The sequence below is a fragment of the Pseudarthrobacter sp. AL07 genome (assembly GCF_029960665.1).
Lineage (GTDB): Bacteria > Actinomycetota > Actinomycetes > Actinomycetales > Micrococcaceae > Arthrobacter.
In genome coordinates this window covers 63,308-76,703 of record NZ_JASBRB010000002.1, presented here as the reverse complement: position 1 = coordinate 76,703, position 13,396 = coordinate 63,308, and the positions used below count along the sequence as shown (strand labels likewise).

Below are 13,396 nucleotides of genomic sequence, written 5' to 3'. Positions count from 1 at the left end.
GTCCAGATAATCCGGGTTTCGGGCGATCTAAACCTCTTTATCTGGACAAAAACTCTGGGGTCTGGGTCGCCCCGCCGCTCAGGCCCGCACCACCCGTAGGGCCCTTTTTGTCGCACGGACCCTGGAGGCGCGGACCCTGGAGGCACCGAGCCTGTGGTCAGGGAACTTCGGGAACCTCCACCGTGAGTGCCGCCAACGCCATGCTCTCCAGAAGCGGCCGGGCCGTTTTGGGCGCGATCTTGCGTCCGTGGTTCCGTATGGAGTGCGGCGTGGAGTTGATCAGGCCGAAGGCAGCGTGGGCCCGCATCCGCAGTTCGATGGCGTCGGTGCCCGGATGCAGCAGCGACAGGACCTCCACCCAAATCTCCACGTAGTTCCGCTGCAGCGTCCGTACCTCGGACTGGTCCTTCTGGCTGAGGTTGCTGAAATCCCGGTCCTGCACCCGGATCACGTCCGGCTTTCCCAGCGCGAACTCCACCTGGAAGCCCACTAGCCTGCGGAGCGCAGCGAGTGGGTCCGCGGTCTCGGCAATGACGCGCCGGCCGCCGTCGAGCAGCTCGCGGCTGACGGTGAGCAGCAGGTCTCCCAACACCGCCTGCTTGCCCTGGAAGTGGCGATAAACGGCCGGGCCGCTGACACCAGCTGCGGCGCCCAGATCTTCCAGCGACACGCGGTTAAACCCGTGCAGCGCAAAGAGCGCCGCGGCCGCGGTAAGTAGGGCCTGACGTCGGTTCTCCTTCGCCTGGCTGCGGGGTGTTCCGGGAGTTCCCTGGGCTGCCAGTGCCTGTGCGGACGGTTTGACCGGTGGGGTTGTGGGCATGCTTTTCCTCCTAGGAACAGCAGATTCTAACAATGTCCCGTTGTGTTGGACATCACAGTTAATAAAGACTAACCTGATTTCCAGTTATAAAGCATTAACCGAGCTGGTTTCTCCGGCTCTGCCGGAGCCTTGGTGGCTTTCAAAAGATGAGGAACGGACACCGTCGATGGAGACCCTCGCCAGCCGGCTTGATGCCGCAAGTGAAGTGTTTGCTGCAAATAACGCTGCACAACTCGCTCTGGCCGCAGAGCTCCGGACCAGGCTGGCTGACGCCGCGTTGGGCGGGCCGGAAAAGTCGCGGGAGCGCCATGTGGCCCGTGGCAAGCTGCTGCCCCGGGAACGCATCGACCGGCTGCTGGATGACGGCAGCCCGTTCCTGGAGATTGCGCCGCTGGCAGCCAACGGCATGTACAACAACGAATCGCCGGGTGCCGGGGTCATTGCCGGGATCGGGATGGTGCACGGCCGCCAGGTCCTGGTGATTTCCAATGACGCCACGGTCAAGGGTGGCACGTATTATCCGATGACGGTGAAGAAGCACCTCCGCGCCCAGGAGATTGCGCTGGAGAACCGGCTGCCGTGCATCTACCTGGTGGATTCGGGCGGGGCCTTCCTTCCGAAACAGGACGAAGTGTTCCCGGACAAGGAGCACTTCGGCCGGATCTTCTTCAACCAGGCGAAGATGTCAGCAGCGAAGATCCCGCAGATCGCCTCAGTCATGGGTTCCTGCACGGCGGGCGGAGCTTACGTTCCGGCGATGAGCGATGAGACGGTGATCGTGCGGAACCAGGGCACCATCTTCCTGGGCGGTCCGCCGCTGGTAAAGGCCGCCATCGGCGAGATCGTCACCGCGGAGGAACTGGGCGGCGGTGATGTGCACTCGAGGATCTCGGGGGTCACGGACCATCTCGCCGAGAACGACGAACACGCACTGCAGATCGTCCGCGACATCGTGGCCACCCTGCCGAGGCCGGCAGCTCCCGCGTGGGATGTGGACACCGTCGTCGAGCCTCTGGCGGATCCGGAAGAGTTGTACGGCGCCGTCCCTGCGGACGTCAACGCGCAGTACGACGTGCACGAGGTCGTTGCCCGGCTGGTGGACGGCAGCAGGTTCCACGAGTTCAAGAGGGAGTACGGCACCACACTGGTCACGGGGTTCGCCAGGCTGCACGGGCACCCGGTGGGGATCGTGGCCAACAACGGCGTGCTCTTCAGCGAGTCCTCGCTCAAGGGCGCACACTTCATCGAGCTCTGCGACCAGCGCGGCATTCCCCTCATTTTCCTGCAGAACATTTCCGGGTTCATGGTGGGCAAGGATTCCGAGCAAGGCGGCATTGCCAAGAACGGCGCCAAAATGGTCACCGCCGTCGCCACCGCCCGGGTGCCCAAACTGACCGTCGTCATCGGAGGGTCCTTCGGCGCGGGCAACTACTCCATGTGCGGGCGGGCCTACTCACCGCGCTTCCTGTGGATGTGGCCGGCGTCCCGCATCTCGGTCATGGGCGGCAACCAGGCCTCCGGCGTCCTGGCCACGGTCAAGCGCGACCAGTACGAAGTGGCGGGCCGGGAATGGTCCGCTGAGGACGAGGAAGCCTTTAAGGCCCCGATCAAACAGCAGTATGAAGATCAGGGCAGCCCCTACTATTCCACCGCCCGCCTTTGGGACGACGGCGTGATTGACCCCGCGGACACCCGCACCGTCCTGGGACTGGCGCTCGACGTCGTCTCCCGCGCCCCGCTGCCGGAGACCTCCTTCGGCCTTTTCCGGATGTGAGTCAGCCATGACCGTTTCCTCGCCCGACATTCGTTCCACCACTCCGCAGAAGCCGCTGTTCAACACCGTGCTGGTCGCCAACCGTGGGGAGATCGCCTGCCGCGTGATCCGCACCCTGCGGGCACTGGGCATCCGTTCCGTGGCCGTCCATAGCGACGCCGATGCCGGGGCCCGGCACGTGCACGAGGCTGACACTGCCGTGCGGATCGGCCCCGCCGCCGCTGCAGAGAGCTACCTCAAGATTGCGGCGATCCTCAAGGCCTGCCGCGACACCGGCGCCGATGCAGTCCACCCCGGCTACGGCTTCCTCAGCGAAAACGTCGATTTTGCCCGCGCCCTCGAAGCCGCCGGCATCACCTTCATCGGCCCCGGCGTCGAATCCTTGAACGTCATGGGCGACAAGATCCGATCCAAGAACCATGTGGCCGGCTACGGTGTCCCGGTGGTGCCGGGCATCGCCGAACCGGGCATGACTGACGCGCAGCTGATCGGGGCCGCGGACGCCGTCGGATTCCCGTTGCTCATCAAACCTTCGGCGGGCGGCGGCGGCAAGGGCATGCACGTCGTGGAACGGGCCGCAGACCTTGCAGCCACGCTGGTCACCGCCCGGCGTGTGGCGGCGGGTGCCTTCGGCGACGACACGCTGTTCCTGGAGCGGCTGGTCCGCATGCCCCGACACATCGAAGTCCAGGTCCTGGCCGACAACCACGGCAACGTCATCCACCTGGGGGAGCGCGAGTGCTCGCTGCAGCGCCGCCACCAGAAAGTGATTGAGGAAGCGCCGTCGCCGCTGCTGGAGTCATTGCACGACGGCGGCGCTACCCGGGCTCGGATCGGCGAGGCTGCCTGCCAGGCGGCCCGCAGCGTGAACTACAGCGGTGCGGGAACTGTGGAGTTCCTGGTCTCGGACGAGGCCCCTGACGAGTTCTTCTTTATGGAGATGAATACCCGCCTCCAGGTGGAGCACCCGGTGACCGAAATGGTCACCGGCGTAGACCTGGTCGAATGGCAGGTCCGCATCGCCGCCGGTGAGGAACTGACCGTCCGCCAGGACGACGTCGAACTTAACGGGCACGCCGTCGAAGCCCGCGTCTACGCGGAAATCCCGGAGCGGACCTTCATGCCGTCCACCGGGACCGTGCTCCTGCTGGACGAAATGCCCGATCACGGAGCCGGCACGATCCGGGTGGATTCGGCCCTGCTGGAGGGTCTGGAGATCTCCTCCAGCTACGATCCGATGATTTCAAAGGTCATTGCGTGGGGCCCGGACCGCACCGTTGCCTTGGACACCCTGGACGCGGCACTCGCCGGCTACACAGCCCTTGGCATCGACACGAATGTTGAGTACCTGAGGCTGCTGATCAACGACGACGACGTCCGCGCCGGACATCTCGACACCGGCCTGATCGAGCGCAAGATGCCCGGCTTCGCCTTCCGGCGGGTTGACGACGCCGAACTGGTCGCGGCCGCCCTGTACGCCGTCGTGAGCGGGGAACAGGACAGCACGGGGACGCCCCCCGGTCCCTGGCAGGCCAGCAACGGCTGGCGGATCGGGGCGCCGGCGCCCCGGCGGATCAGCCTGGGAACGCCCGACGGCGGGATCGCAACAGTGAGTGTCATAGGCCGCGTGGCCGCCGGCCCGGTCCACGTCTGTGTCGGTGACGGGCCCTGGCGGACAGCTTCGCTGCGACTGCCGGGCCGCGGGTGCCTGGCCCTTACGCTCGACGGCGAAACCACGGAGTATGCGCTGGCGCCAGCGGACGCGGTCCCGGTCAGCCTTACCCCGGGCCACCTGTCTCCCGGAGTTCCCGCGGAGCTGTTCCTCGGCAACGGAGGCTGGTCCTGCAGGCTGGAGGTGCTGACGCGGGAGTCGCGGCTGGTCCGGGTGCTCGCCGCCGTCGAGCGCGAGGAAGGCACCGCGGACCCGGAGGTGCGCTCGCCCATGCCCGGAACGGTGGTATCCGTTGCGGTCAGCAACGGCGACACCGTGGAAGCCGGACAGGTTCTCCTCTCCGTGGAAGCCATGAAGATGGAACACCAGCTGGTGGCAGAGGTGGCCGGCACGGTCCACATCAGCATCAAGGCCGGTCAGCCGGTCAAAGCGGACCAGGTGCTGGCCACCATCCACCCTTCAACCACCGATTCAGATGCAGATTCACTTCAGGATTCCAACACGGAGTCGAACAAGGATTCCAACAACACAGGCAAGGGAGCCTAGCCATGGCAGATTTTGAGCTCAACGAGGAATACCAGGACCTCAGCGACACCGTCCGGGACTTCGCGGACAACGTGGTGGCGCCGGTCTCGGCCAAGCACGATGAGGAGCACAGCTTCCCGTACGAGGTGGTGTCCCAGATGGCGGACATGGGCCTCTTCGGGCTGCCGTTCCCGGAAGAGCACGGCGGGATGGGCGGGGACTACTTCGCCCTGGCGCTCGCCCTCGAACAGCTGGGCCGGGTGGACCAGTCCGTGGCCATCACGCTGGAAGCAGGCGTCTCCCTCGGCGCAATGCCGGTGTACCGGTTCGGCACCGAGGCCCAGAAGGAGGAGTGGCTCCCGCTGCTGGCCTCCGGCAAGGCGCTCGCCGGGTTCGGACTCACGGAGCCGGAAGCAGGCTCAGACGCCGGCGGGACCAAAACCCACGCCCATCGTGAGAACGGTGACTGGGTGATCAACGGCAACAAGGAATTCATCACCAACTCCGGGACCGACATCACGCGCCTGGTCACGGTCACCGCGGTAACGGGTCAGAAGGAACGCAAGGATGGCAGCCTCAAGAAGCAGATTTCCACCATCCTGGTGCCCACCACGACTCCGGGTTTCAGGGCGGAGAAGGCCTACAACAAAGTGGGCTGGAACGCCTCGGACACGCACCCGCTGACGCTCAAGGACGTCCGGGTGCCGGAAACGAACCTGCTCGGTGCGGAGGGGCGGGGTTACGCGAACTTCCTTTCCATCCTGGACGAGGGCCGGATCGCCATCGCGGCTTTGGCGACGGGGGCGGCGCAGGGCTGTGTTGACCTGTCCGTGAAGTACGCCAAGGAACGCAGCGCGTTCGGCCATCACATCGGCAAATACCAGGCCATCTCGTTCAAGATCGCCCGCATGCAGGCCCGGGCCCATACGGCCCGCCTGGCGTACTACGACGCAGCGTCGAGGATGCTGGCGGGGAAGCCGTTCAAGACGCAGGCGGCCATCGCTAAGATGGTCGCAGGCGAGGCGGCCATGGATAACGCGCGGGATGCCACCCAGGTATTCGGCGGCTATGGCTTCATCAACGAATTCACCGTGGCACGCCACTACCGCGACTCCAAGATCCTCGAAGTGGGGGAGGGCACCACGGAAGTCCAGTTGATGCTCATCGCCCGCGAACTGGGGCTGTAAAACGGTGGTCGAGCTGTAAAACGGTAGTCGAGCCCGTCGAGACCTGAAAGGACCAACGATGATCAACAAGGTTGTTGCCAGCGCCGAGGAAGCCATTGCGGACATTCCCGACGGCGCGTCGCTCGCGGTGGGAGGGTTCGGCCTCTGCGGAATCCCGGTGGCACTGATCGGTGCCCTGCACCGGCACGGCACCAAGGACCTCGAAACCGTCAGCAACAACTGCGGCGTGGACGACTGGGGGCTGGGCGTACTGCTCCGTGACGGCAGGATCCGGCGGACCGTCAGTTCCTACGTCGGCGAGAACAAGGAGTTCGCGCGCCAGTACCTCTCCGGCGAGCTTGAGGTGGTCCTCACCCCGCAGGGAACGTTGGCGGAAAAGCTCCGGGCCGGCGGCGCCGGGATCCCCGCCTTCTACACCAAAGCCGGGGTCGGCACGCAGGTGTCCGACGGCGGCCTGCCGCAGAAGTACGATGCCGACGGCGGCATCGCCATCGCCTCTTCCCCCAAGGAAGTGCGGACTTTCAACGATGTGGACTACGTCCTGGAGGAATCCCTGACACCCGACTTCGGACTGGTCCACGCCTGGAAGGGTGACCGCCACGGCAACCTGGTCTTCCACGCCACCGCCATGAACTTCAACCCGCTCTGCGCCATGGCGGGAAAAATCACCATCGCCGAGGTGGAGGAGCTGGTGGAACCGGGCGACCTGGACCCGGAGCACGTCCACACGCCAGGCATCTTCGTCCAGCGGGTGGTGGTTGTGCCCGCCGGTGAGAAGCGGATCGAAAAGCGGACCGTCGCCCTTGCCCAGGCTGCCGGAACCGGGAGCACCACCGAACAGGCAGGAGCGTAGCCATGGAGTCCAACAGCACGCAGGGAGCGCCTCCCCGCCCCGAAGCCGTACGGCCCGAATACCGGCGTGCCGCCGTCGGCCATCCGGAAGGCACCAATCCGGAAGCCAAAGGATGGACACGCAACGAACTGGCCGCCCGGGTGGCCCAGGAGCTCAGCAACGGGCAGTACGTCAACCTCGGCATCGGCATGCCCACGCTCATTCCCAACTACATCCCGGCAGGCGTCGAGGTGGTGCTCCACTCCGAGAACGGGATCCTGGGCGTGGGACCGTACCCCACCGAGGACGCGGTAGATCCGGACCTCATCAACGCCGGCAAGGAAACCGTCACGGTCAACAAGGGGGCCGCATTCTTCGATTCCGCCTCGTCATTCGGCATGATCCGCGGCGGGCATGTGGACGTTGCCGTGCTCGGTGCCATGGAAGTGGCCCAGAACGGCGACCTGGCCAACTGGATGATCCCGGGCAAGATGGTCAAAGGCATGGGCGGGGCCATGGACCTGGTCTTCGGCGCCAAGAAGGTGATCGTGATGATGGAACACGTGGACCGGAACGGCAACCCCAAAATCGTGGAGAACTGCTCGCTGCCGCTGACCGGCAAGGCCTGCGTGGACCGGATCATCACCGACCTCGCCGTGATCGACGTGGTCACCGAGGGCGGGCGGTCCCGGCTGGTGCTCCGCGAACTGGCCCCCAACGTCTCCGTGGAGGACGTGGCGGCGGCAACCGGCGCCGAACTGTTCGAAGAAGACCAGGAGCTCACCGTATGAACGGGGTTCCGCGCCCCGATGCCCCGGGCCCGACAACCGACGCCCCCCGGGTCATCGAACAACGCGGCCTGTACTTTGACGAGCTCGAAGAAGGCGTTGTCTACGCGCACCGGCCCGGCCGCACAGTGACCGAGGCGGACAACGTCCTGTTCACCACGCTCACCATGAACACCCAGGCCCTGCACTTGGACGCCGCGTGGAGCGCCGGCCAGCCGTACGGCCAGCGGCTGGTCAACTCAATGTTCACGCTGTCCACCCTTGTGGGACAGTCCGTCTCGCAGCTCACCCAGGGCACCATCATCGCGCAGCTGGGCCTGACGGACGTCTCCTTCCCGCACCCGCTCTATCACGGGGACACGCTCTACACCGAGACGGTGATCACCGGGAAGCGCCTCTCGGGATCGCGTCCCGGGCAGGGGATCGTAAGCATGCAGCACACCGGCAGGAACCAGGACGGCACCGTGGTGGCCCATGCCACGCGGAGCTGCCTCATGTGGACCCGGGACGCCCATACGGCGCAGTCCTCCGGTTAACAGGTGCAGCCTGCAGGTGCTGAAAAGGGGAGCGTGCAGGGCCCCGAAAAGAGGACAATGTCCGTATGACATTTGTGATGGGTCCCGCCCTCCTCTTCTGCCCTGCCGACCGTCCCGAGCGTTTCCCCAAGGCCGCCCAACGAGCGGACGCTGTCATCGTGGATCTCGAGGACGCCGTGGCTCCCGCGGACAAGCAGCGGGCGCGCGGCGCCATCCTGGCCCAGTTGGGCGCTTCCAGGGAGGGGCCGGAGCTCGATCCCAGCCGCACCATCGTCAGGATCAACCCGGCCGGCACCGACGAGTTCGAGAAGGACCTGCATTGCCTGGCCCACACGCCGTACCGCACGGTGATGCTGGCCAAGGCCGAGAACGCGGCCCAGCTCGAAGCCCTGGCGGACTACCACGTCATTGCCCTGTGTGAGACAGCCGTCGGGGTCCTCAACGCGCCCGCCATCGCGGCGGCCCCCAACGTGGTGGCACTGATGTGGGGCGCCGAGGACCTCCTGGCTTCCCTCAGCGGCACGTCCAGCAGAACGGACGACGGCGGCTACCGCGCCGTGGCCCTGCATGCCCGGTCCGCGGTGCTGCTCGCCGCACGGGCTTTCGGGAAAGAAGCCGTGGACGCCGTGTACGTCAACATCCCGGACCTTGACGGGCTGGCGCTGGAGGCAGCCGATGCCGCTGCGTCAGGATTCGGTTCCAAAGCCTGCATCCATCCCACGCAGGCGGCCGTTGTCCGGGGCGCCTACGCCCCGTCCGAGGCCGACGTCGCCGAGGCCACAGAACTGCTGCGGGTCGCCGCTGCCGCTGGATCAGGCGTGTTCCAGCACGGCGGCAAAATGATCGATGGCCCCATCCTCAAGCACGCCGAAGCCACCATCCGCCGGGCAGGCATCCGCTCGTAGGGCCGCCGGGCGAAACGAACCACATCAGCCAGTCCAGCCGCAGGTGGTATGGCGCCCACTGCCGGGGCAGTCGGCGCACGTCACAGGGTTTGCCCCTGAACGCATATTCGCGCAAGTCCGCCGAGTCCCCAGGTTCCTTGTCCAGGGTGCCCTCCAAACACGATCTCGACGCGGTGCTTCGTTACCGTGCCGAACGCGCCGTACGTGTTGGCCAGTTGCCAGCGGCTGAAGCTGGCATTCATCAGCTGCCCTTGGAGAGCAGGTTGCGCAGCGGCCAGTAGCTGAGCGCCACCAGCAGGAAGGTGGCCACTAAAGTGATGCCAAGCCAGTACGGGGACTGCCGCGGACGTCTACCCGGGGATCCCCAGTCGGCGGCAGGAACGGCAATGCGGCGTGGGCCACGCGGTCGCTGACCGCAGCGAAGGCCAGCACAAGGGCCATCCAGTTAAGCCACGCAAAATTGCCGCTGGCCACCAGCCACAGCTCAGCGGCCCCGGCATCGGCTGCGTTTCATGGTGGTAGTAGAGGGCCGTCAAGTCACGCCATTCCCGGCCGCCGCGGATCTTGATCATCCCGGCGCCGAACTCCAGCCGGAACACGAGCCAGGCCAACAGGATCAGGATGGTGCGCGGCGGCTCGGTCAGCCCCACGTTGACGATCGACATATACAGCAGCCACAGGGCCAGAAACGCGATCAGCGGAACAGCGTGGGCCGCCGGCGCGCGCTGAACCCTCCCAGATAGTCCGGTACCGGCAACAGACCGCGTTCGCCCAGCAGCGCTGGGAACTGGTTCAGGGAAGACAGGAACGCAACAAAGAACAGTGCCGCCACACCTCGCTGCAGCACCTGCCGGGCGAATCCGTACTCCGGCGCACCGAACCAGGAAACCCAGTCCACGCAATCCACGTTACGCCCGGCGTCGCTGTCCGCCCACTAAGATCGGATGGTGTTTGAATTGGTGCTCATTGCGGTCGTTGCGGGGGCTCTGGCCCAGCGGTTGGCCGGCCTCGGATTCGGCCTCCTCGTCTCTCCCGTCCTGGTGGTGCTGCTCGGTCCCTTCGACGGCGTCATGATCATTAACCTCTGCGGCGCAGCCTCATCCCTGCTGATCCTCTCCAGGGTCTGGCGGCATGTGGAGTGGAAGCGCTACTTCGGACTCGCGCTCGCCGCCCTCGCCGGGGTACTGCCGGGTGCCTGGCTGGCCAGCAATGTGGCCGAAGCGCCGCTGGAGATCTGCATCGGCGTCCTCCTCATCATCGCCCTGCTGGCCTCGCAGCGGCTGACGCGCAGCTCTTGGCGTGCCAGCGACCCTGTTCCCATGGTCTCTCTCGGCTTCACCAGCGGACTGATGAACGCGGCAGCGGGCGTCGGCGGACCGGCCATCACCGCGTACGCCATTGCCACCCGGTGGGAGCAGAAGAGTTTCGGCGCCACCCTCCAGCCCTACTTCGTGACCACCGGACTGTCTTCCCTGGCCATCAAGTACGTACTGTCGGGTGGACATGTTCCCGGCCTGGATGCTTGGCAGTGGCTCAGCATCCTGGCCGCCATGATGGCGGGAATCATCGCAGGCGATCTGCTGTCCGGCAAGGTCAAACCGGCCGCTGTCCGCAGGATCGTTGTGGCCATCGCCTACATCGGAGCCGTGTCCACGCTGGCGAAGGGTTTTATCGAGCTGGCGGCGGGAGCCTGACCGGACCGCGGGCCAGGTGCGGGATACTTAACCCATGCAGCCTCGCAGAGTCGTCCTCCTCGGATCCACCGGTTCCATCGGCACCCAGGCGATTGACGTCGTCGACGGCGCTCCCCACCTTTTTGAGGTGGTGGCGCTCAGCGCCGGCGGCGGCAATCTGGAGCTCCTGGCCCGCCAGGCCGTCCACACCGGTGCCGGCGCTGTAGGCATCGCTGCGGGGGATCCCCGGCAGCTTCGGGCCCTGATTTCCGAGGCCGCGCGCCTCGCCGGACGGCAGGATTATCGCCCAGAAATCATCGCTGGCCCGGACGCCTCCGCCCGCATCGCAGCAGTGGCGGCGGACGTGGTACTCAACGCCATTACCGGGTCCATCGGGCTCGCCCCGACTCTTGCCGCACTGAAGTCCGGTGCAACACTGGCGCTGGCCAACAAGGAATCGCTGATCGTGGGCGGAGCGCTCGTGAAGGCCGCCGCAGCTGAGGGGCAGATCGTTCCGGTCGACTCCGAACACTCAGCGATAGCCCAATGTCTGCGCTCCGGCTCCGCGGCTGAACTTGAAAAGCTTATCCTGACGGCGTCCGGTGGGCCGTTCCGGGACCGGACGCGGGAGCAGCTCCACGACGTAACGCCGAAAGAGGCCCTGGCGCACCCCACGTGGGACATGGGCCTGATGGTCACCACCAACTCAGCCACGCTGGTCAACAAGGGCCTGGAGCTCATCGAAGCCCATCTGCTTTTCGACGTGCCGCTGGACCGGATCGATGTTGTGGTCCACCCGCAATCGGTGGTCCATTCCATGGTCCAGTTCATCGACGGGTCCGTCATCGCCCAGGCCTCCCCGCCGGACATGCGCCTCCCCATTGCCCTGGGGATGGGCTGGCCGGACAGGGTCCCCAAGGCAGCCTCCCCGTGCGACTGGACCAAGGCCACCAGCTGGACGTTCGAACCGCTGGACACCGTAGCTTTCCCGGCGGTGGACCTGGCCAAGGACGCCGCCAAGCAGGGGAGCACCTTTCCTGCCGTCTTCAATGCGGCAAACGAGGAAGCGGTCATGGCGTTCCACGCGGGGCGCATCCGCTTCACCGAAATCGTGGACACCATCGATGCTGTCCTCAGCGAACATTCAGGATCCTCCGGGCTGACGCTGGAGTCGGTACTGGATGCTGAAAACTGGGCACGTACGCGCGCCCACGAACGTTTAGCAGTCAGCAGTCTCTAGGAAGCAGCAGATCAACGCATGAGCCCCGTCCTCCTTTTCATCCTCGGCGTCGTCTTTGTGGCGATCGGTATTGCCGTGTCCATCGCGCTGCACGAAGTAGGGCACCTGGTGCCCGCCAAGCTGTTCAAGGTGCGCGTCACCAAGTACATGATCGGTTTCGGCCCCACCCTGTGGTCCAAGCGGAAGGGCGAAACTGAATACGGCGTGAAGGCGATCCCGCTGGGAGGCTACGTGTCCATGATCGGCATGTATCCACCCAACAAGGAAGACGGAACCGTCCGCCCCTCCAGCACCGGGATGTTCCAGACCCTGGCCACGGAGGCCCGGTCCATGGCACACGAGGACGTGGGTCCGGAGGACGCAAACCGCGTGTTCTACCGGCTGCCGGTGTGGAAGAAAATCATCGTGATGCTGGGCGGTCCTGCCATGAACCTGCTGATCGGCGTGGTCCTGACAGCCGTGCTGCTGATGGGCTTCGGCATGGCCACGGCCACCACCACCATCGCCGACGTCTCCAAATGCCAGGTGGCGGCCGGCCAAACGGTTGATCCCGATTCCCCGGACTGCCAACTGACCCCCGCGGCCGCCGCCGGGCTCCGGCCCAACGACGTGGTCACCTCCTTTGACGGGAAGGCTGTCACTGGGTGGGACCAGATGACCGAATGGATCCGTGCCTCCGCCGGCAGGGAAGTGAGCATTACCGTGGAGCGCGACGGTGCGCCTGTCACCACCACAGTAACTCCGGTACTCTCTGCCCGCCCTGTCGTGGGTGTGGACGGACGCCAGGCCAAAGACGACGCCGGCACTCTCCTGTACCAGGACGTCGGATTCCTGGGCATCGGCTCGCAGACCGAACTGGTTCCCCAGCCGGCGTCGTCCGTCCTGCCCATGGCGGGCGAAAACATCAAGCAAGTGGCCGGCGTCATCTTCAACTTGCCTGCAAGGGTGGTGGGCGTCGCCAAGGCGGCCTTCAGTGAGGAAGAGCGGGACCCCAACGGCCCCATCAGCGTGGTGGGCGTCGGGCGCGTGGCCGGTGAAGTGGCCGCCATGGAAGAAGTGCCGCTCCAGTCCAGGATTGGCGCCCTGGTAGGGCTGCTCGCCGGACTGAACTTTGCGCTCGCGGTCTTCAACCTGGTCCCCCTGCTTCCGCTCGATGGGGGCCATGTGGCCGGAGCGCTGTACGAAGGGGCACGGCGGCGGGTGGCCAACCTGTTCGGCAAACCGGATCCGGGCGCCTTTGACATTGCCAGGCTGCTCCCGGTGACCTACGTGGTGGCTGTGTTGCTGATGGGCATGAGTGCGCTCCTGATCTATGCCGACATCGTCAAGCCGGTGAACCTGTTCGGCTGACTCCCACCGACGTCTGGCTCGCCGGAGACCCCCGGATCTGCCAGGAACCTGGGCGTTGTCCCGGAGCGTATACCCGGCCTGTTGCAGCAGTACC

Annotated in this window: 11 protein-coding genes and 1 pseudogene; 10 read left to right on the top strand and 2 right to left on the bottom strand. The window is 65.8% G+C overall.

The features are described from left to right. Positions 1–157: 157 nt before the first annotated feature. Positions 158–820: a TetR/AcrR family transcriptional regulator gene (locus QK290_RS02365; RefSeq protein WP_282329140.1), complete on the bottom strand. Its 663-nt coding sequence runs from the start codon at positions 818–820 to the stop codon at positions 158–160. Between the two features lie 166 nt (positions 821–986). Between QK290_RS02365 and QK290_RS02360 the strand changes: the two genes are divergently transcribed. The 7 genes from QK290_RS02360 (at position 987) to QK290_RS02330 (ending at position 9,039) form a co-directional block, all read left to right on the top strand. Beyond that, positions 987–2,594, top strand: a complete 1,608-nt coding sequence (locus QK290_RS02360; RefSeq protein WP_282329139.1) for a carboxyl transferase domain-containing protein — start codon at positions 987–989, stop codon at positions 2,592–2,594. A 7-nt stretch (positions 2,595–2,601) separates the two neighbouring features. Beyond that, the gene (locus tag QK290_RS02355) at positions 2,602–4,812 is read left to right on the top strand and encodes a biotin carboxylase N-terminal domain-containing protein (RefSeq protein WP_282329138.1); all 2,211 of its coding nucleotides are present in this window, start codon (positions 2,602–2,604) and stop codon (positions 4,810–4,812) included. Positions 4,813–4,814: 2 nt separating this feature from the next. Continuing rightward, entirely contained in the window at positions 4,815–5,978 is a 1,164-nt protein-coding gene (locus QK290_RS02350; RefSeq protein WP_282329137.1) for an acyl-CoA dehydrogenase family protein, read from the top strand. 58 nt (positions 5,979–6,036) lie between these two features. Then, a complete protein-coding gene (locus QK290_RS02345) occupies positions 6,037–6,831 on the top strand; it encodes a CoA transferase subunit A (protein ID WP_282329136.1) in 795 nt (264 codons plus the stop codon). A gap of 2 nt (positions 6,832–6,833) precedes the next feature. After that, positions 6,834–7,601, top strand: coding sequence for a CoA transferase subunit B (locus QK290_RS02340; protein WP_282329135.1), 768 nt, complete (start codon positions 6,834–6,836; stop codon positions 7,599–7,601). Beyond that, entirely contained in the window at positions 7,598–8,134 is a 537-nt protein-coding gene (locus QK290_RS02335; RefSeq protein WP_282329134.1) for a MaoC family dehydratase, read from the top strand. Before QK290_RS02340 ends, QK290_RS02335 begins: the two co-directional genes overlap by 4 nt. Before the next feature lie 65 nt (positions 8,135–8,199). Next, positions 8,200–9,039 (top strand): CoA ester lyase, encoded by an 840-nt coding sequence (locus QK290_RS02330; RefSeq protein WP_282329133.1) that lies wholly within the window; start codon positions 8,200–8,202, stop codon positions 9,037–9,039. A 16-nt stretch (positions 9,040–9,055) separates the two neighbouring features. On the opposite strand, the pseudogene QK290_RS02325 reads toward QK290_RS02330, so the two are convergent. Continuing rightward, a pseudogene (locus tag QK290_RS02325) lies at positions 9,056–9,937 on the bottom strand (lipase maturation factor family protein); the annotation flags it as partial. Positions 9,938–9,986: 49 nt separating this feature from the next. On the opposite strand from QK290_RS02325, the gene QK290_RS02320 reads away from it, so the two are divergent. From QK290_RS02320 to QK290_RS02310, 3 genes are read left to right on the top strand one after another with little or no spacing between them, the layout of a single operon-like run. Continuing rightward, the gene (locus tag QK290_RS02320) at positions 9,987–10,733 is read left to right on the top strand and encodes a sulfite exporter TauE/SafE family protein (protein WP_282329132.1); all 747 of its coding nucleotides are present in this window, start codon (positions 9,987–9,989) and stop codon (positions 10,731–10,733) included. A gap of 34 nt (positions 10,734–10,767) precedes the next feature. After that, complete coding sequence (dxr, locus tag QK290_RS02315) at positions 10,768–11,952, top strand: 1-deoxy-D-xylulose-5-phosphate reductoisomerase (protein ID WP_282329131.1); 1,185 nt, start codon at positions 10,768–10,770, stop codon at positions 11,950–11,952. Positions 11,953–11,970: 18 nt separating this feature from the next. Next, entirely contained in the window at positions 11,971–13,302 is a 1,332-nt protein-coding gene (locus tag QK290_RS02310) for a site-2 protease family protein (RefSeq protein WP_282329130.1), read from the top strand. Positions 13,303–13,396 lie beyond the last annotated feature (94 nt).